Raw genomic sequence first — 18,229 nt, 5'->3', positions numbered from 1 at the left:
GCCTCCGTCTTTTCTTTGCTTAGACAGCGGCAAATCGTGAAGATCGCCTGCTCAACTGGAGTTTTTCAACGCAATAGGCCGATAGCGGACGATTGGAATGCCTCAGTAAAGGTTTCATTGCCGTCATGCCAAAAGGAGGGCTTTCGAGATGTTCTAACACAGCAACTGGGCGCAGACATATTCTAAGTAAACGGAAACAATTACTGCCCAAGCATCTGTTCCAGCCTTCGTTGATCCCCCGCCGCCACAAACCACTGCGCCTGCCACCGCTGCGTGCGCTGCGCCTGGATGGATTGCGGCGCGCACCAGGGCGGATACACGCGCAGCGCGCGCTTGCCGCCCTGGCCGGCGCGCGACATCACGCCACGCTCGACCAGCACGCTGCGCGGCAAAATGAAGAAGCCGTGCTGTGCGCCGTCAGTGACGGCGATGATGACGGCATCGACGGGGTCCGCGTCGTCCAGCGGGGCGATGTCGGCGTCGGGATGGGGGCGCTTCCAGACGGTGACGAACTGGCCGGTTTTCGTCGGCGTGGTCTTGGCCACGCGCAAGACCAGACGCTTGCCGTGCAGGTCGGTGCGGCAGGCGCCGTATTCCGCGCTTTCCGCTTCCGGCACGGGCGCTTGCGGCAAGCCCAGGAAGGCCCACGGACTGGCCTTCATTGCGCGCTGAACTCGGCTGCGGCCTTGGCCGCCCACAGCGCTTCGGCGTGGCTGGCGAACGGGCTGTCGTAGCCGTCGACGTTGCCATCCTCGTCGACAAAATACAGCCACCACCCATCAGCCTGCTCACGGATGGCCGTGTGGCCCGGTGCGCAGTGGGTTTCGATGGCATCGCTGGCGGCCAGGGTGGCGATGCTGATGCCGCGGTGAATAATAGGCTGGGGTGTCATGAAAGAATAAGGGATGCGAAAAAATCAATGGCCGTAGTGTAGCCGCACCGCCCTGTCCTGGCCAGTGCGCTACACTATTCATTCATACGGAGGACGACATGGCATCACAGCAAGGCACGGTGGATTTTCTGCTCGACCAGATGGCGGGCGCGGGCGGCATCAGCGCCAAGAAAATGTTTGGCGAGTACGGCCTGTATTGCGACGGCAAGATGTTCGCCATCGTCGCCGACGACATGCTCTTCATCAAGCCGACGGACGCGGGCCGCGCCTGGATCAGTACCATGGGCACGCTGCAGGAAGCGCCGCCCTATCCGCAAGCCAAGCCGTATTTCCTCATCGATGGCGGTCTGTGGGACGAGCGCGACTGGCTGAGCCAGCTGGCACGGCGTACGGCCGACGCCTTGCCGCAGCCGAAACCCAAGCCGCCGCCCAAGCCCAGGAAACCGGCGTCAAGCAGCTAATACGCTGTTCTCGCACGCCTTGCCTTCACGGAAACAGGCCAGGTTGTGATACGTGATGGCGGCGATTTCGCGCAGCGCCTCGATGGTGAAGAAGCCCTGGTGGCCCGTCACCAGTACGTTGGGGAAGGTCATCAGGCGCTGGAAGACGTCGTCGTCGATGATGTCGGACGAGCGGTCCTGGAAGAACAGATTGCTTTCCTGCTCGTACACGTCGATGGCGAGCGAGCCTAGCTGGCGCGACTTGAGCGCTTCGATGACGGCGCCCGTGTCGATCAGGCCGCCGCGCGAAGTGTTCACCAGCATGGCGCCCTTCTTCATCAGCGGTAACGTTGCTTCGCTGATCATGTGGCGCGTGCTGTCCATCAGGGGGCAATGCAGCGAGACGATATCGGACTCGGCCAGCAACTGCGGCAATTCGACCATCGTGCCCAGCTGCGCGAACGCGGGCGCCGGGTACGGATCGTGGCCCAGCACCGTGCAGCCGAAGCCCTTGAAAATGCGCGCCGTGGCCAGGCCGATCTTGCCCGTGCCGACGATGCCCACGGTCTTGCCGTGCAAAGTAGAACCCAGCAAGCCGTCGAGCGAGAAATTGCCTTCGCGCACGCGGGCGTAGGCGCGGTGCGTGTGGCGGTTCAGCGTCTGCACCAGGGCCAAGGTGTATTCGGCCACGGCTTCCGGCGAATACGCGGGCACGCGCGCGACGAACAAGCCCAGGCGTTTGGCCGCTTCCAGGTCGAGGTTGTTGTAGCCGGCGCAGCGCAGCAAGATGGCGCGCACGCCGTAGCCGTGCAGGGTTTCCAGCACGGGCGCGTCGAGCACGTCGTTGACGAAGACGCAGACGGCGTGCGCGCCTTGCGCCAGCACCACGGTTTCCTGGCTCAGCAAGGCGCTGTGGTAGACCAGTTCGATGCCGGCCGGGTCGGGCTGGGACGGCAAGGCTTCATCGAAGAAACGGCGGTCGTAGGGCTGGCTGGCAAAGAAGGCGATTTTCATGGTGTGTCCTGGAACTTGCTGAATGGCAAAACATCATCATAGCGCAAGCGCCCTGCCGCGCGGCGTCCGCCTGACTCCCTGGCCGCCTATTTGGGCTCGCGGGGCAAGGTCAGCACGTGGCGCAGGTAGGCCGTTTCTTCGGCGTGCTGCGCGTGGTAGCGCTCGCGCGCGGCGCGCATGGCCGCCTGGTGGGCCGCGATGCTGCCTTCCGTCAGCTCGACGCCAAAGTCCGCCGGCGGCGGCACCTCGCCGCCGAACAGGCGCGCCAGGATGAAATGGCCCACGTTGTCGCGGTAGTGCGATGCTTCCCAGTAATAACGCATCTCGCGCACGCCCGTCACCTGCGGGATCGGCTCGCTGGTGATGCTGTTGAAACCGGAGAAATCGTACAGGCGCACGTCGCAGCCCTGGCTGCGGTGGCGCTGCGCCAGTTGCGCCAGGTCGCGCTGCCATTGCTGCATGGCGTCCCACTTGCCGCGCCAGTACAGGGCATCGAGCGTGAGCGCGTGCGTGGGATTGATGTACAGGCGCAAGCGCGTGCCGCCACGGCACAGCTTGCCGACGCTGGCATCGAAGGCGTGCAGCGCGGGTACGGTCGGTCCCAGGCCGTCGCCGAATTCCTGCAGCCGCGGCGTAAACGAGCGGGCCGTGCCCACCCAGCCATGGTTGCGGGCGGTGATGCAGGACTGGTCGCGCTGGCCGTCCAGGGCCAGGCTGGACAGGCACACGCCGTCGTAGCTGCCGCTGAGGATGCGCCAGGTATCGCGCGTCATGTCCACGGTCAGGCCGCGCTTGATGTTGAGCAAGGCGCGCCGCGCGAAAAACGCGGGGCCGCCGGCCGTCAAGCCCGGCTCCACGCCGGCCGAGCCCAGTTCCAGCGAAAATGAAGGCGCGTCGATGCCCCACACCATGGTGTCGACATGGCTGACCCTGGCCGCGTGCTCGGCCAGGCGGATGGCGTCGCCGATCGAAGCGCCCGAGACGGCACTGTTGAAAACGCTCTTGCCATCGAACAAGGCGCGCACCTTGGTGGGCAAGCCCATTTCCGTGCGCGAATTGCCGATATACACGATGGCGGGCCGGTAGCGCGCCACGGCATACGTCTTGCCCCACACGGCGAGCTTTTCATAAGTGGGACGCAGGCGCTGCACCAGCGGCGTATCCCACTGGTGCAGCAGGTAGGGATCGACGCGGTAATTCACGGCGGAGATCAGGGCCAGCGCGACCAGCGCGCAGGCAAAGAAGATGGCGAGGTAGCGGCGGGCGGTGGTATCCATGGTCAGCATCGGAAGTGGAGAAATGGCGTACGTGGCGCCTTGCATCAACGCCGGATCAGCGGCCCGTCCAGCACCTGCTGCGCATAGGCCGCCTCGCGCGCGTGTTCCACGCGATAGCGGTCGCGCGCGGCGCGCGTGGCCGCCTGGTGCGCGTCGACGTTGTCCCGCGTCAGCTCCACGCCGAAATCGGCGGGCGCCGGCGTGCCGCCGCCGAACAGGCGCGCCAGGATCAAGTGGCCCACATTGTCCCGGTAATGCGACACTTCCCAGTAATAATGCATGTCGGGCTTGCCGCTGACGAGCGGGGTCGCTTCGGTCGTGATGCTGTTAAAGCCGGAAAAATCAACCAGGCGCACGTCGCAGCCCTGCTGGCGGTGGCGCTCGACGATATTCACCAGGCCGCGCTGCCAGGCCTGCATGGCATTCCACTTGCCGCGCCAGTGCAGCACATACATCGTCAGCGCGTGCGTGGGGTGGATGTACATGCGCAAACGCATGCCTGCCCGGCACAGCTTGCCGATGCTGGCATCGAAGGCGGGGGTCGAAGGCGGCGTCGGCCCCAGGCCATCGCCGAATTCCTGCAGCCGCACGGGTATGGCGTCCTTCGTTCCGAGCCAGTGCTCGATGCCCTTGAGGGTACACGTCTCGTCGCGCTGCCCGTACACGGCCAGGTTGGAGCGGCAGGTATCGCCGGCATTGCCGGTGAGGATGCGCACGCTGTCCTGCGTCATGTCCATGGTCAGGCCGCGCTTCAGGTTGACCAGGGCGCGCCGGGCGAAAAAGCCATGCTCGGCACCCGTCAGGCTGTCTTCCACGCGCGCCGCCCCCATCTCCAGGGAAAAAGTGGGCGCGTCGATGCCCCATACCATGGTGTGGACGCGGCTGACCCTGGCCGCATGCTCGGCCAGGCGGATGGCGTCGCCGACCGAGGCGCCGGACACCGCGCTGTTGAACACGCGCTTGCCATCGAACAGGGTGCGCACGCTGGTCGGCAAGCCCATTTCCGTGCGCGAATTGCCGATGTAGATGACGGCCGGCCGGTAGCGCGCCACGGCGTAGGTCTTGGCCCAGGCGCCGAGCTTTTCGTTGATCTGGCGCGGGCGCTGCAGCAAGGGACTGTCCCACTGGTGCAGCAGGTAGGGATCGACCTGGTAGTTGAGGAACGAGACGGCACCGAGCGCCAGGCCGACGCAGGCGAGGAAGCAGACGAGGTAGCGGCGGGCGGCGGTATCCATGCTCAGAACTGGAAGTAGAGAAATTCGGTGACCCGGTTCATGCCGAAGATGCAGGCGACGAACAGCGCGGCCAGACCCACGCTCCAGCGGCGCGTGGGCCGCCAACTGAAGGCCCAGCGCCCGGCAGGCTGAAATATTCTTTCAATGGCAGGCTCGTAGAGAAAGAATATTTCTTGCGTGTTCGGCGCCTTGAAGGCCAGCAGCATCGCGCCCAGCAGCACGGGCAAGCCGGGGCCCGCCAGTTCGATCCAGCGGATGCCGCCAAAGGCCGGATGCAAGCCCCATTGCGCCAGGCTGGCCCCATGGCTGGCCAGGCCGCGCGGCAGGCTCACGCCATTCGCCCCCACCAGCGCGCCGGTTATATCCCAGGCCGTGGCCACGTCGGGCGCGCGGAAGAAGATCCAGGCCAGCATGACGGCCAGAAAAGTCAGGAGGCCGGGCCACCAGCGCGCCCGGACCGCGCCGAACGCGCGCTGCCACGCCTGCTGCAGCACCAGATACAGCCCATGCAGACCGCCCCAGATGACGAAGGTCCAGCCGGCGCCGTGCCACAGGCCGCCCAGCAGCATGGTCAGCATCAGGTTACGGTAGCGCATGACCTCGCCGCGCCGGCTGCCGCCCAGCGGGATGTATAAATAATCGCGCAGGAAACGCGACAAGGTCATGTGCCAGCGGCGCCAGAAGTCGGCGATGTTGGCCGCCTTGTACGGCGAGTTGAAGTTCAGCGGCAATTTCACGCCGAACAGGCGCGACAGGCCGATGGCCATGTCCGAATAGCCGGAAAAGTCGAAATACAGCTGGAAGGTGTAGGCCAGCACGCCGATCCACGCCTCGATCAGGGTCGGCTGGGCGCCGGCCGCGAAGACGGGGATGGCCAGCGGTGACAGGTTGTCGGCGATCAGCACCTTCTTTGCCAGGCCGATGATGAAGATCGACAGGCCGATGGCGAAATTGGCGGCGCGCGGGTGGGCGTTGGCCGGGTCGGCGAACTGCGGCATCATGTCGCGGTGGTGCAGCACGGGGCCGGCGATCAGGTGGGGAAAGTAACTGACGAACAGCACGTAATGGATGAAGCGGTATTCGCGCACCTCGCCCCGGTAGCAATCGACGAGGAAGGCGATCTGCGTGAAGGTGAAAAACGAGATGCCGATCGGCAAGATGATGTCGAGGCCGTGCCACGGCAGGCTGGCAGTGTTGGCACCGGCGGCCACGGCGACGGCATTCACGCTGTCGATGAAGAAATTCGCATATTTGTAGTACGCGAGCAGCCCCAGGTTCAGCGTCAGCGCCGCCGCCAGCACGCGCTTGCGGGCCGCGCCCGCGCTGGCGCCCAGCAGGCGGCCGGCGCCGTAATTGATGCAGATCGAGGCCAGCAGCAGCGGCAGGTAGCGCACCTCCCACCAGGCATAGAAGAACAGCGAGGCCAGCGCCAGCCAAGCGGCTGGCGCCAACGGGCGCCAGCCGAGTGCCAGGCCTCCGCTTGCGCGGTGCCAGCGGTCCAGCAGAAAATAGCCGGCCAGTACGATGGGCAGATAGGCGAACAGGAAGGCGAAGGAATTAAACAGCATGCTGCCTCCTGGCTGGCAAGGATTGCGCCTGGTAGTAACAATCGACGATCTGCGCCGCCACCCGCTCCCACGTAAAACGCTCCACCAGCGCTTGCACGCGGCGGCGCTCGGGCGGCAGCGCCAGCAGTTCGAGGATGGCCTGGCGCTGCGCGGCGCCGTCGTCCCAGCGCACCTTGCGCAGCGCAAACGCGGAATCGGGCAAGTCGAGCGCGCTTTGCGCCGTCATGACGACGGGCGTGCCGGCCGCCAGCGCTTCGAGCACGCTCAAGGGAAACACTTCGCCCTGGCTGGGCAAGGCCGCCACGGCCGCCGCATGGTAGGCGCTGGCCAGCAGCGGGTCGGCGTGGTCGAGCGCGCCGAGCCAGCTGACGTGCGGCAAGTCCAGCAAATGCTGCAGATACGCCTGCTGTTCCCGGGGCGCGGCGCCGATCAGCACCAGCGGCAAGCGGGCACCTGTCAGCGCCTGGGCCAGTCCCAGCTGGTTTTTATACGGCGAAATGCTGCCCACCATCAGCGCGAACGGCCCGGCGATGCCCGTCTCGCGCAGGAACAGGTCGCCATTGGCCGTGAAGAAATGCGGGTTGATCCCGTTCGGCAAGACGCGGATGGCATCGGCCTCCATGCCGAAACCTTGCACGATGGCATCGCGCTCGGCCTCGCCCAGCGCGATCACCACGTCGGCCAGCTGCAGGGCGCGCCGCGTCTGCGCATAGCTCGTTTGCACCATCCATTCCGTCAAGCGCCCGGCCAGGCGGTCGGCCAGCCGCGCGCGCCAGGCGCTGGCGCGGCCCCAGCCGGGCGACAGCAGCGGCGACAGCACCACGGGCACGCCTTGCTCGCTGGCCATTTCCATGATGCGGTAGGTGCCATTGCTTGCCGAAAACACGTGCAGCACGTCGAAATCGGCCAGCCGCTGGTGGTTGGCGTCGACCAGCTGCACTTCCAGGGGCCGCGCCGGCAGCGGGGGCAGCCGGTTCAGCGCGGCGATGGTTTCGCGTACCTGGATCTGCAAGCCGCCGTCGCGCTGGAACAGCATCGGGTAGGACAGGATACCGACACGCATGGTCTTCCTTTCGTGCGCCCGCGCCGCTGTCAACGGCTCAGTGCGGTGATTTGACGGCCAGCCAGCGGCCGGCCAGCTTGCGTTGCAACAACAGAAACTCGCCGGCCAGTTCATGTTTCAACAAGAAAATACCGGCCAGCCAGCACAGCAAGGTGGCCAGCGCCGTGCCCGCCAGCGCCAGCAGCGCCGGCGTGTCAGCAGGCAGGCACAGCAGCGAAGCGACGGGCGCGACGGCGCTGACGCCGCACAGCAGCAAACTCTTGTGCAATGCCCGCGCCAGGATGCGCCAGTCGAGTGCGCTCAAGCGCCGCAGGCAGCCGTAGCTCATCCAGCTGCGCAGCACATTGCTCAGCACCACGGCCCAGGCCACGGCCACCAGCCCGAACGGCGCCGCCGCCAGCAGCAGCGCCACTTTGATGGCGCCCGCCCAGGCATCGAGCCGCACCTGCGCATGCAGCTGGCCCGTCGCCACGAACAGGTAGCGGGCCATGCTGAACATGCTATACACGGCCGAGGACAGGCACATGATGCGGATCAAGGGCACACAGGCTAGCCATTGCGTGCCGTACAACACCTTGACCAGGGGCAAAGCCATGCAGGCGAGGAAGAGAAAAAACGGCCAGGCCAGCGCCGTCATGTAGCTGATCGTGCGCAGATACACGCGTTGTGCCCCGCCCTGCCCCTCACCTTCGCGCGCGCGCGCCGCGAACAGGGGAAACACCACGGGCGAAATGGCGCTGGTGATGGCCTGGTTGAAGATATTGAGCACGCTTTGCGCCTTGCCGAACAGGGCCAGGCTTTCAATGCCGATCAGCTTGCCGATGATCAGGTCCGGCGCCGCCACGCCCGCCTCGTCGACCAGGCCGCCACCCGTCGCATACGCGCCAAAACGGGCGATGGCGCCCATGCCGCGCCGTCCCGGCAGCCACGGCAGTTCGCGGGGCCGCACCAGCAGGCTCACCAGCAGCGAGGCGCAGGAACCGGCCAGCGCCGCCCACACCATGCTCATGTAACTGCAGCCCTGCAGCGCCAGCAGCACGGCCACCAGCAGGTTGACCACGCTATTGGCCGCATTGATCGCGTAGATGGCGCGAAAGCGCAGCTGCCGGCGCAGCATCGGCAAGGTCAAGGCGCTGAACGGGATCAACAGGAAATTGATGGCCAGCAGCCGCAGCACGAGGGTCAGCCGGGGTTCGTCATAGAAACGCGCGAGCGGCCCGCTGGCCAGCAGCACCAGGCCCGCCAGCAGCCAGGCGACGAGCAGGCTGGTGGCCAGCGCGGCCCGCAATTTGACGGCATCGAGCTGCTTTTCCTGGATCAGGTATTGCCCCACGCCAAAGTCGCGCACCACTTGCGCCAGCGCCACCAGCACGGCGCCCAGCGAATACACGCCCACCTCGGCCGGCGTCAGCAGCCGCGACAGCACCATGGTGGCGACAATGCCCAGCAGCAGTACCGTGTATTTTTCGGCAAACGAAAAGAAAAACGAATGGCGGGTGGCACTCATGCGGACCGCCCGCGCCTACACCAGGCCCGCGTAAAAGCCGCGCAGCTGGCGTTCCAGGCGCGGCATCGAATAGCGCTGCACGGTTTCCTCGCGCGCCAGCCGTCCCATGCGGGCGCGCCGGGGGGCGTCTGCCAGCAGCTGCGCCACGGCCGCGCAGGCGGCGTGTTCGTCGTCGAGCGGCAGCAGCAGCCCTCCTTCACTATCGTGCAGGATATCGCGGGTGCCCGGCACATCCGTGCCCACGGCCGGCACGCCGCATGCCATCGCTTCGATGGTGGCGATGCCGAAGCCCTCGTTCTTACTCAGCAGCACATGCAGGTCGAAGGCCGGCATCAGCAGCTCGACGCGCTGCCGGAAACCGGCAAACACGACTCTGTCCTGTAAGCCCGTCTGTTGCACCTGCAGCCGCAGCATGGCTTCCAGCGGCCCCGTGCCGACCAGCACTAAATATAGCTGGGGAAACTGCGGCGCCAGCCGGGCGAACAGGGCCAGCAGCGCTTGCGGACGCTTTTGCGCGGACAGCCGTGCCACGCAGCCGAGCACGAGCGCGTCCGGCGGCAGCCCCAGCTGCTTGCGCGCCTGTATTCTCCGTTCGGGCGAGACGATAAAAGTGTCCGTATCGACGCCGTTGGGAATGACGGCCAGCCGCGTCTGCGGCGCCAGCATGTCGCGGTACAGGTCGAGGAAATGCCGCAGGGCCGACGGCGACACGGCATACACGCCCTTGACGCTGCGAAACGCTTCCTGCAGCCGGGGCCGCTGCCAGGCGCTGAACGGCTCCAGGGGAAACGCGTTGTGCACGCTGATCACGGCCGGCAGCCGGCATTGACGGGCCAGCCACAGGATGGAAGCGCCATAACTGGTCCAGCAGAATGCCACGTGGACCAGGTCGGGCCGCAGCCGCCGCAGCCGCCACGCGCCCGTGACCCTGGCGCGCAGCCAGTTCCAGCGGCGCCAGGCCCAGTGTTCGAGAAACAGGGGCGGTTCATACACGCGCACCTGCAGATGCTGCGCGCGCAAGCCTTGCACCCAGGCAGTAAAGCCGGGAAAGCGCCGCAGCGCCAGCACGCTGTCATAGCCGTTCGCGGCCAGCATGCTCGCCTCTTGCGCCATGCGCAGCTCCATGCCGCCCAGCTCGCCCGAATAACTGCTGATGACGATGCGCGGCAGGCGTTTGCGCCGTCCCCGCCACGCTTCATGGAAGAAACCGCGCAGCCAGGCCCGCTCCCACTGGCGCAGGAACAGGTCGGCGTGGTCGCGCCGCAGCCAGGCCCGCACGGCGCCGAGCGTATCGCGCACGTATCTGCCCAGCATCCAGCGGGGCACGCCCAGCAATTCCACGCTGGGCGCCAGGGTCGCCAGCCGGCACTGGCCCCGGCCGAACAGCATGGCGCGGCGCAGTATCCAGGCACGCCGCACTTGCGGGGCGCGGATGATGTGCGCCACCCTCGCTTGCGGACAGAACCAGGAAGGATTGCCGGCCGCATGCATCTCCAGGTTGAGCCGGGTTTCGCTGCCCATGGCGTAATTGGCTCCCTGCGGGCCGATGCTTTCGTCATAGCGGGCGCCCGCCTCGAAGATGCGGCGGCGTATCGCCATGTTGGCGCCCCACACGAGGCCCGGATACACGGGGGCGTCGCGCAGGTCGGGACTGGTGATGCCCCACGTCAAACCGACCGGGGTCAGGCGCAGCAGCCACTCCGCCGGCTGTTCGCGCCAGGCGGGCACGATGGCGCCGCCGAACAGGGCATAGCCGGGGTGGGCGCGCGCGCAGGCCTGCAGGCGGCACAGCCAGTCGGGCGCGGGCATGGCGTCGTCGTCGCCAAAGACAAACAGCTCGCTGCCATCGCCGCCCTGGCGCAAGGCGTGCTCGACGGCACCGTTCAGGGCGGGACTGCGGCCGCGCCGCGCCACGTAGACGGAACTCAAGGGCAAGCGCCCGCGGAAGGCGGCGATCACCCGGGCCGTGGCGTCCGTGCTGCCATTGTCGGCGATGACGAGGCGCCAGCCGCCCACGGGCGGTCGCAAGCCCAGGTAGGCGCGCAATACCTGGGGCAAGGTGCCGGCGCCATTGTAGGTCGCCATGAGAACGGTCAACAAGGACATGCCTCCTTGGTCTTACCATGACAAAACTGATTCGCAGTTTCAACAACGCTGAGCAGTATTGATCCAGTGTACTGAGCCTGCCCGCCAGCCCGTTGACAGGCATCAAGACCATGGCAACCCGGGCACAACCAGGAGCGTCCCCCTTCATGCGCGACATCGTGATCACCATCATCATCCTGGGTTCGCTGCCCTTCATCCTGAAGGCGCCGGCCATCGGCGGCCTGATGTGGGTCTGGGTCAGCGTCATGAACCCGCATACGCAGGCCTGGGGCTTTGCCACCCACTTGCCGTTCGCCTTCATCATCGCCATCGCCACCATGCTCAGCCTCGTGATGACGCGCGAGCCAAAAAGCCTGCCCATCACGCCCGTCAGCGTGCTACTGCTGCTGTTCGTCGCGTGGATGAACGTCACGGCCCTGTTCGCGCTGCTGCCCGAGTCGTCGTGGGTGCAGTGGAACAAGGTCATGAAGATCATGCTGATGAGCTTTGTGATCATGATGGTGATACGCACGCGGCGCGACATCGTGCGCCTGATCTGGGTGCTGGTGGGCTCGATCGGCTATTACGGCGTGAAAGGCGGCATCTTCACCATCCGCAGCGGCGGCACGGAACGGGTCTGGGGGCCGGAAGAAACGTTTATTGGAGATAACAATGCGCTGGCCCTGGCCCTGATCATCACCATCCCCCTCATGTATTACCTGCAGCAAAACACGGAGAAACACCGACGCTGGGTGCGCCATGGCTTGTCCGGGGCGATGCTGCTGTCGGCCCTGGCCGCGCTGGGCTCGTATTCGCGCGGCGGCTTGCTGGCCATTGCCGCCATGGGCCTGTTCATGTGGCTGAAAAGCGACCGCAAGCTGGTGCTGGGCGCGCTGCTCGGCGCGGTCACGCCGCTGCTGCTGGCCTTCATGCCCGAACGCTGGGCCGAACGCATGGATACCATCAATACCTATGAGGAAGACAGTTCTGCCATGGGCCGCCTGAATGCGTGGCGCATGGCGTGGAACCTGGCGCGCGACCGTTTCCTGGGCGGCGGCTTCGACGTCTCCGACGCCGCCATCTTTGCCCGCTACGCGCCGAATCCCATGGACGTGCATGCGGCGCACAGCATCTATTTCCAGGCGCTGGGCGAACATGGCTTCGTCGGCCTGCTGATTTACCTGGCGCTGGGCATCGCCACCTGGCGCACGGCGGCCGCCATCATCCGCCGCACGCGGGGCCAGCCGGAACTGCGCTGGGCGCACGGCCTGGCCACCATGAGCCAGGCCAGCCTGATCGGCTTTGCCGTGGGCGGCGCCTTCCTCAGCCTGCTGTACTTCGACATGCCGTATTACCTGATGGCCGCCCTGATCGCCACGCGCATCATCGTCGAGCGGCAGGCGCCGGCCCCGACATCGCGCCAGGCCCGGGCCAAGGCCGAGGCCGGGGCCGCCGTCGCGGAGCAGCCATGACGGCCACCCTGTCCATCCTGATCTACCACCGCGTGCTGGCGCGGCCCGACCCGCTGTTTCCCGGCGAAGTCGATGCAGCCCTGTTCGAGCGCCAGCTGCGTCTTGTAAAACGTTTTTATGCGCCGCTGCCACTCAGCGAGGCCGTGCAGCGGCTACAGGATGGCAGCCTGGCACCGCGCGCCGCCTGCATCACCTTCGACGACGGCTATGCGGACAATGCGCAAGTGGCCCTGCCCCTGCTGCAGCGGCACGGCTTGCACGCCACGTTTTTTATCGCCACGGGCTACCTCGATGACGGGCAGATGTGGAACGACACGGTGATCGAGGCCGTGCGCCAGGCGCCCGGCCCCCAGCTGGACTTGCGGGAACACGGCCTGGACTGCCTGCCCGTCGCCAGCCTGGCGCAGCGGCAAGCGGCCATCGCCGCCTTGCTGGGCCGGCTCAAATACCTGCCGTTCGCCCAACGCCAGCAGCTGGCCCTGCAGATCCGCCGCCAGGCGGGCGCGGCGGCAGGTCCGCCCGCCATGCTGAGCACGCCGCAGCTGCGCCAGTTGCACGCGGCCGGCATGGGACTGGGCGCGCACACGGCCAGCCACCCGATTCTGTCCACCCTGCCGGACCATGCCGCGCAGCGCGACATCGCCGACGGCAAGCACCGGCTGGAAGACTTGATACAGGCGCCCGTCACCCTGTTTGCGTATCCGAACGGCAAGGCCGGGCGCGATTACGGCGCGCCGCACGTGGCGATGGTGCAAAAGCTGGGTTTCCAGGCGGCCGTGGCGACGGACTGGGGCGTGGCGCGCCCCGGCGCTGGGCTCGACCTGCTGCAGCTGCCCCGCTTTACGCCGTGGGATCGAGGACGGCTGGCGTTTCTGTGGCGGTTGCGGCAAAACCGCCGGCAAGCGCACCCAGCGCGCCCGGATGCTGGCTGAGCCACTGTTCCAGCATCAGCAGCAGCCACACCATGGTGCCGTGATAGGCCGGATGTTCCGCCAGCAAGCGTCCCTGCAAATCGTCGATGAAGGCGGGCCGCACGATGCCGCGCCCGCGCAGCTGCGTGAGGTTGTCGAAGGCAAAGTCGCGCAGCTGCGCGTGGCTGTGCAGCCACTGGCCGAAAGGCAAGCCGAAGCCGTGCTTTTGCTTGCGCACGATGGCCGGCGGCAGGATTTCCGCCAGCGCCCGCTTGAAGAAAGGCCGCAGCTGCCTGCCGTCGAGCTTGTCGCGCGGCGCCAGGCGCGACGCGAACGCCACCATCGCATCGTGCAGGAAGGGAAACGCCGCTTCCACGCCGGCCAGCTCGCACGCCTTGCGCACCTTGAACAGGTCGTTGTCGGCCAGGGTAAAGCGCATGTCCAGGGCCAGCAGTTCATTGATCTGGCTCAAGCCTTGCCCTTGCCGCTCCCAATACGCGCCATTCACGCAGCCGGGCGCCATGCCCGGGTCGATGGTGTCGATGAAGCCCGCTTCCAGCACCGTGCGGTAGCCATGGCGCAGCAGCAGGTTATAGCCGTCGAGCCTGGCCGGCAGCGGCAGGCTCGCCTGCTCGATGTAGCGGCGCGCCTTGTCGCCCAGGCGCCACGGTTGACTTGTCCGCTCACGGAACAGCAGCGGCTCGATGATGGCCTGGCGCAGCATGACGGGCAAGCGTTCGTACTGCGACAGCAAGGCCTGGTGCGCATAGCGTTCATTGCCGCCAAACAATTCGTCGCCGCCGTCGCCGCCCAGCAGGCGCGTGATGCCATCCTCGCGCGCCATCTGCGCGCAATAGTAGGCGGGAATGGCCGAGGCATTGCCGAAAGGCTGGTCGAAGATGGCCGCCATGGCGGGAATCGCGGCCAGCACGTCGCCGGGCGTGACGTAGCGTTCGTGGTGGATGCTGCCCGCGTGGCTGGCGGCCAGGCGCGCATACGCCATTTCGTCGTAGCCGGGCGCGTCGAAGCCGATGGAATACGTGCGCGCGGGCCGGCCCGTCACCTGCCCCATGATGGCGGCCAGGGTGGAGCTGTCCGTGCCGCCGCTCAGAAAGGCGCCCGTGCTGGCGCTGTCGCTGCCCAGGCTGCTTTCCACGGCCAGGCGCAGCAGGCGCAGGAATTCCTGCTTGTTGCCGGCGAAGCTGGCCCGCGTGCGCGCTGCCGGCTCCTGGAAGGCCAGCTGCCAATAGCTGCCCTTGCATTGCTTGCCGCCCCGTACGTGCAGGTATTCGCCGGGCAGCAAGCGCTGCTGGCCAAGATAGGCCGTGGCCGGGCCGGGCACCATGTGGAAGTACAAATAGTGGTACAACGCCTGCGGATCGAGGGCGCCCCGCACGGACGGATGGGCCAGCAAGGCATCCAGCGAGGAGGCAAAGAACAGGCCTTGCGCATTGCTCGCATAGCTGAGCGGATGCATGCCGGCGCGGTCCACGGCCAGCAGGGCCGAGCCGGCAAAGGCGTCGAGGATGGCCAGCGAGAATGGCCCGGACAGGCTGGCGCAGGCGGCCACGCCCCGGCTCAGCCACAGCGATGCGAGGCGGCACGCCACGTCGTCGGCCGAACCGTCGAGCATGGGCCGGCCCCAGATCGCCACCTGCAAGCCATCCTGCTGATACACGTGACGGCTGCCGTCGATGGCGGCCACGGCCACGCCGCCCACTTCGCTGATGCTGGCGGCCAGGGGCGCACTGTCGAAGCGCGACAGGGGCGCGGCCATGCCGGCCAGCGCGGCGGACGCGGCGCCATCGGCATCGCTCAGGCGAGCAGCCCCGCTCGCCGCTGCCAGCCAACCGCACAGGCCGCTCATACGAGCACCTCGGCCGGCAGCGGATGGCCGAGAAACGCCGTCGGGCTGGCCGTCAAGCCATACGCGCCCGACTGGAACACCACCACCAGGTCGCCCTCCTCGGCACGCGCCATCTCCATCTGGTCGGCCAGCAAGTCCAGCGGCGTGCACAGCGGCCCCACGACGGACGCCACTTCGCGCGGCCCGCCGTGCAGCCGGTTGCCGATGGCGACCGGGTAATTCTTGCGGATCAGCTGGCCAAAATTGCCGGAAGCGGCCAGGTGGTGGTGCAAGCCGCCATCCGTCACTAAAAATACCTGTCCATGCGATACCTTGCGTTCGAGCACCTTGCACACATAGATACCGGCCTCGGCCACCAGGTAGCGGCCCAGTTCCAGGTTCAGGCGCACGCCGGGCGCCGCCTGGGCCAGCAGATCGAGCTGCCGCTGCAAGCCTGCGGCCACGGGCGCCAGGTCAAGCGCCTGGTCGCCGGGAAAATACGGCACGCCGAAGCCGCCGCCGATATTCAGGGTGCGCAAGGGCGACGGCGCGCTGTCGGCCAGCTGCAGGGCCAGCTGCACGCTCATGGCCTGCGCTTCGGCCAGGGCTGGCGCCGACAGGCTTTGCGAACCCGCATACAGGTGAAAGCCGTGGAAATCCAGGCCCAGCTGGCCGATGCGCCCCAGCAGCGCCGGCACCAGGGCCGCATCGACGCCAAACGGCTGCGCCCCGCCGCCCATGCGCATGCCCGTGCGGCGCAAGGCGAAATCGGGATTCACGCGCACGGCCACCCGGGCCGTCATGCCCAGCCGCTCGCTGGCCAGCGCCGTCCTTTCCAGCTGGGCGCTGGACTCCACGTTGATCAATACGCCCGCGGCCACGGCCCGCGCCAGCTCGCCATCGCTCTTGCCCGGCCCCGCAAAACTGATGCGTTCGGCCGGCATCGGCGTATCGAGCGCCGTGGCCAGTTCGCCGCCCGAGGCCACGTCGATGCCATCGACCAGCCCCGCCAGCCACTGCACCACGGCCGGCATGGGATTGGCCTTCATCGCGTAATGCACATGCACGCCGGCGGGCAAGGCGGCGCGCAACTCCGCCATGCGGCGCGTGATGTGTGCGCGGTCATACGCATAGAACGGCGTGCTGCCCACCCGCTGGGCCAGCCGGCGCAAGGGCACGCCGCCGACCTGCAGCATGTCGTTTTCCACGGCGAACTGCTGGCCCAGGGCCGAGTGCAACGGTAATTCCGTACTGTTCGAGCGAATCAAGTCCTTCATGCCGCATCTCCTGATTGGACCGCATACGCCTGCGCCAGTTCCCTGGCCAGCAAGGGGCGGTCGATCTTGCCGTTCGGATTGCGTGGCAGCACGCCGTCGCGGATTTCCACCCACAGCGGCACCATATAGCTGGGCAGGCGCGCGCGGCAGGCGGCCAGCACGCTGTCGCGCAGCAATTCGACACCGGGCGCGGGCGTGACGAGCAAGGCGATGGCCTGGCCCAGCACGGCATGGGGCAGGCCCAGCGCGGCGGCATCGCCCACCAGCCCGCTCGCATACGCGACTTCCTCGATCTCGGCCGGGCTGACCCGGTAGCCGGAGGTCTTGATCATGTCATCGCTGCGGCCCACGAAATACAGATAGCCTTCCGCATCGCGGCGCACGGTGTCGCCCGACCAGACGGCCAGTTCCGGCAGCACCAGGCCGCTGGCCTGGGGCGGCAGCGGCTTGAAGCGCTCGGCCGTGCGCGCCGCATCGTTCCAGTAGCCGAGCGCCACCAGCGCGCCGCGGTGCACGAGCTCGCCCGGCTCGTCGGCGTCGCAGACGCTGCCGTCCGGGCGCAGCACCAGCACTTCCGCGTTGGGGATCGCCTGTCCGATGGAATCGGGGCGCCGCTCCAGCTGTTCCGGCGCCAGATAGGTGGAGCGGAACGCTTCCGTCAAGCCATACATCAGGTAGACCTGCGTGCGCGGCAGCGACTGGCGCAGCTTGGCGAGCGTGGCGCGCTGCATCACGCCGCCCGAATTGGTGATGTAGCGCAAGGGCGTGGACAGGGGCCAGCTCAGCTGCGACAGCTGCACCCACAGGGGCGGCACGGCGGCCAGGCCCGTGATGGCTTCCTGCTCCACGGCTTCGACGATGTCGCGCAGCAGCAGATAATTCATCAGCACGGCGCAGGCGCCGCTGGCAAAGGCCGTCGTCAGCTGGCTCAGGCCATAGTCAAAGCTGAGCGGCAGCACGCACAGGATGCGGTCGTCCGGCATGTTGCGCAGATAGCCCGACACGCTGAGCGCGCCCGCCAGCATGTTGCGGTGCGACAGCACCACGCCTTTCGGCCGCCCCGTGCTGCCCGAGGTATATAAAATGGCGGCCATGTCCGTGTCGATCGCCGCGTGCGGCCTGGGTGCTGGCGCGCCGGTGGCGGGCACATCGGTGGGCACTGCAGTCCACGGCAGCAGCCGCACCTTGCCCAGGCTCGTTTGCGGCAGCGGTTCGCCCGTCAGCAGCACCGTCTGCAAGTCCGGGCAGGCGGCCAGCGCGGGGGCCAGCTGTGCCAGGCGTTCGCGCGAGGTGACGAGGATGGCCACGTTGCAGTCGGCCAGGATGTACGCCACCTGGTCCGGCTTGAGCAGCGGATTGACGGGCACGAACACGCCGCCGGCCGCCGCCGCGCCAAACATGGCGCTGACGTTTTCCGGGCGTTTTTCCAGGTACACGGCCACGCGCGCACCGCGCCGCAAGCCCAGGGTCAGCAAGGTGCCGGCCGTCTCGCGCACGGATTGCGCCAGCGCGGCATAGCTCATTTCCTCGCCCTGCCACGACAGGGCCGGCGCGTGGGGCGCCCGCTGCGCTGCGTCGAAGATCAGATCGTGTATCAGTGTCGCCATCGTTTCATCCCCGGGTTGCCATGATTGCCATGCAT

The 18,229-nt window shown here is 67.2% G+C and carries 15 protein-coding genes; 3 read left to right on the top strand and 12 right to left on the bottom strand.

The genetic code is table 11. The features are described 5' to 3' along the window. Window positions 1-200: 200 nt before the first annotated feature. Both AC1RJW_RS17390 and AC1RJW_RS17385 read right to left on the bottom strand, forming a co-directional pair. Window positions 201-662 carry a MepB family protein gene (locus tag AC1RJW_RS17390; RefSeq protein ID WP_493046048.1) on the bottom strand — a complete coding sequence of 154 codons (462 nt, stop codon included), beginning with the start codon at window positions 660-662 and terminating at the stop codon, window positions 201-203. Beyond that, complete coding sequence (locus AC1RJW_RS17385) at window positions 659-892, bottom strand: hypothetical protein (protein WP_493046047.1); 234 nt, start codon at window positions 890-892, stop codon at window positions 659-661. The genes AC1RJW_RS17390 and AC1RJW_RS17385 overlap by 4 nt, the downstream gene beginning before the upstream one ends. A gap of 98 nt (window positions 893-990) precedes the next feature. Here AC1RJW_RS17385 and AC1RJW_RS17380 point away from each other — a divergent pair, with 98 nt between their 5' ends. After that, window positions 991-1,353, top strand: a complete 363-nt coding sequence (locus AC1RJW_RS17380; RefSeq protein ID WP_493046046.1) for a TfoX/Sxy family protein — start codon at window positions 991-993, stop codon at window positions 1,351-1,353. On the opposite strand, the gene AC1RJW_RS17375 is transcribed toward AC1RJW_RS17380, so the two are convergent. The 7 genes from AC1RJW_RS17375 to AC1RJW_RS17345 all read right to left on the bottom strand — a co-directional run bounded on the left by AC1RJW_RS17375 (window position 1,342) and on the right by AC1RJW_RS17345 (window position 11,096). Then, window positions 1,342-2,346 (bottom strand): 2-hydroxyacid dehydrogenase, encoded by a 1,005-nt coding sequence (locus AC1RJW_RS17375; protein ID WP_493046045.1) that lies wholly within the window; start codon window positions 2,344-2,346, stop codon window positions 1,342-1,344. The genes AC1RJW_RS17380 and AC1RJW_RS17375 overlap by 12 nt on opposite strands. Window positions 2,347-2,432: 86 nt before the next feature. Then, window positions 2,433-3,623 carry a hypothetical protein gene (locus AC1RJW_RS17370; RefSeq protein ID WP_493046044.1) on the bottom strand — a complete coding sequence of 397 codons (1,191 nt, stop codon included), beginning with the start codon at window positions 3,621-3,623 and terminating at the stop codon, window positions 2,433-2,435. Between the two features lie 44 nt (window positions 3,624-3,667). Next, entirely contained in the window at window positions 3,668-4,858 is a 1,191-nt protein-coding gene (locus AC1RJW_RS17365) for a hypothetical protein (RefSeq protein WP_493046043.1), read from the bottom strand. A 2-nt stretch (window positions 4,859-4,860) separates the two neighbouring features. Next, window positions 4,861-6,426 carry an MBOAT family O-acyltransferase gene (locus tag AC1RJW_RS17360; protein ID WP_493046042.1) on the bottom strand — a complete coding sequence of 522 codons (1,566 nt, stop codon included), beginning with the start codon at window positions 6,424-6,426 and terminating at the stop codon, window positions 4,861-4,863. Next, a complete protein-coding gene (locus tag AC1RJW_RS17355) occupies window positions 6,416-7,489 on the bottom strand; it encodes a glycosyltransferase family 4 protein (RefSeq protein WP_493046041.1) in 1,074 nt (357 codons plus the stop codon). Before AC1RJW_RS17355 ends, AC1RJW_RS17360 begins: the two co-directional genes overlap by 11 nt. Before the next feature lie 37 nt (window positions 7,490-7,526). Beyond that, window positions 7,527-8,996 (bottom strand): lipopolysaccharide biosynthesis protein, encoded by a 1,470-nt coding sequence (locus tag AC1RJW_RS17350; protein ID WP_493046040.1) that lies wholly within the window; start codon window positions 8,994-8,996, stop codon window positions 7,527-7,529. Between the two features lie 15 nt (window positions 8,997-9,011). Further along, on the bottom strand, window positions 9,012-11,096 hold the full coding sequence (locus AC1RJW_RS17345; protein ID WP_493046039.1) for a glycosyltransferase: 2,085 nt from the start codon (window positions 11,094-11,096) through the stop codon (window positions 9,012-9,014). Between the two features lie 152 nt (window positions 11,097-11,248). On the opposite strand from AC1RJW_RS17345, the gene AC1RJW_RS17340 reads away from it, so the two are divergent. Together AC1RJW_RS17340 and AC1RJW_RS17335 are read left to right on the top strand one after the other, a co-directional pair. After that, window positions 11,249-12,553, top strand: coding sequence for a putative O-glycosylation ligase, exosortase A system-associated (locus tag AC1RJW_RS17340; protein WP_493046038.1), 1,305 nt, complete (start codon window positions 11,249-11,251; stop codon window positions 12,551-12,553). After that, on the top strand, window positions 12,550-13,485 hold the full coding sequence (locus tag AC1RJW_RS17335) for a polysaccharide deacetylase family protein (RefSeq protein WP_493046037.1): 936 nt from the start codon (window positions 12,550-12,552) through the stop codon (window positions 13,483-13,485). Before AC1RJW_RS17340 ends, AC1RJW_RS17335 begins: the two co-directional genes overlap by 4 nt. Here the strand turns inward: AC1RJW_RS17335 and AC1RJW_RS17330 are convergent. From AC1RJW_RS17330 to AC1RJW_RS17320, 3 genes are read right to left on the bottom strand one after another with little or no spacing between them, the layout of a single operon-like run. Beyond that, entirely contained in the window at window positions 13,394-15,331 is a 1,938-nt protein-coding gene (locus tag AC1RJW_RS17330; protein ID WP_493046036.1) for an asparagine synthetase B family protein, read from the bottom strand. The genes AC1RJW_RS17335 and AC1RJW_RS17330 overlap by 92 nt on opposite strands. Further along, window positions 15,328-16,587, bottom strand: a complete 1,260-nt coding sequence (locus AC1RJW_RS17325; protein WP_493046035.1) for a pyridoxal-dependent decarboxylase, exosortase A system-associated — start codon at window positions 16,585-16,587, stop codon at window positions 15,328-15,330. The genes AC1RJW_RS17330 and AC1RJW_RS17325 overlap by 4 nt, the downstream gene beginning before the upstream one ends. Then, complete coding sequence (locus tag AC1RJW_RS17320) at window positions 16,584-18,194, bottom strand: acyl-CoA ligase (AMP-forming), exosortase A system-associated (protein WP_493046034.1); 1,611 nt, start codon at window positions 18,192-18,194, stop codon at window positions 16,584-16,586. The genes AC1RJW_RS17325 and AC1RJW_RS17320 overlap by 4 nt, the downstream gene beginning before the upstream one ends. Window positions 18,195-18,229: the final 35 nt, after the last annotated feature.

It is taken from the genome of Janthinobacterium sp. GW822-FHT07A03 (assembly GCF_058798815.1).
Note: the sequence above shows the minus strand (reverse complement) of the source record. Positions and strands in the feature narration are given on the sequence as shown.

Coding starts and splice junctions, on each gene's coding strand:
- AC1RJW_RS17390 (WP_493046048.1), bottom strand. CDS start 662: ATGAAGGCCAGTCCGTGGGCCTTCCTGGGCTTGCCGCAAGCGCCCGTG.
- AC1RJW_RS17385 (WP_493046047.1), bottom strand. CDS start 892: ATGACACCCCAGCCTATTATTCACCGCGGCATCAGCATCGCCACCCTG.
- AC1RJW_RS17380 (WP_493046046.1), top strand. CDS start 991: ATGGCATCACAGCAAGGCACGGTGGATTTTCTGCTCGACCAGATGGCG.
- AC1RJW_RS17375 (WP_493046045.1), bottom strand. CDS start 2,346: ATGAAAATCGCCTTCTTTGCCAGCCAGCCCTACGACCGCCGTTTCTTC.
- AC1RJW_RS17370 (WP_493046044.1), bottom strand. CDS start 3,623: ATGGATACCACCGCCCGCCGCTACCTCGCCATCTTCTTTGCCTGCGCG.
- AC1RJW_RS17365 (WP_493046043.1), bottom strand. CDS start 4,858: ATGGATACCGCCGCCCGCCGCTACCTCGTCTGCTTCCTCGCCTGCGTC.
- AC1RJW_RS17360 (WP_493046042.1), bottom strand. CDS start 6,426: ATGCTGTTTAATTCCTTCGCCTTCCTGTTCGCCTATCTGCCCATCGTA.
- AC1RJW_RS17355 (WP_493046041.1), bottom strand. CDS start 7,489: ATGCGTGTCGGTATCCTGTCCTACCCGATGCTGTTCCAGCGCGACGGC.
- AC1RJW_RS17350 (WP_493046040.1), bottom strand. CDS start 8,996: ATGAGTGCCACCCGCCATTCGTTTTTCTTTTCGTTTGCCGAAAAATAC.
- AC1RJW_RS17340 (WP_493046038.1), top strand. CDS start 11,249: ATGCGCGACATCGTGATCACCATCATCATCCTGGGTTCGCTGCCCTTC.
- AC1RJW_RS17335 (WP_493046037.1), top strand. CDS start 12,550: ATGACGGCCACCCTGTCCATCCTGATCTACCACCGCGTGCTGGCGCGG.
- AC1RJW_RS17330 (WP_493046036.1), bottom strand. CDS start 15,331: ATGAGCGGCCTGTGCGGTTGGCTGGCAGCGGCGAGCGGGGCTGCTCGC.
- AC1RJW_RS17325 (WP_493046035.1), bottom strand. CDS start 16,587: ATGAAGGACTTGATTCGCTCGAACAGTACGGAATTACCGTTGCACTCG.
- AC1RJW_RS17320 (WP_493046034.1), bottom strand. CDS start 18,194: ATGGCGACACTGATACACGATCTGATCTTCGACGCAGCGCAGCGGGCG.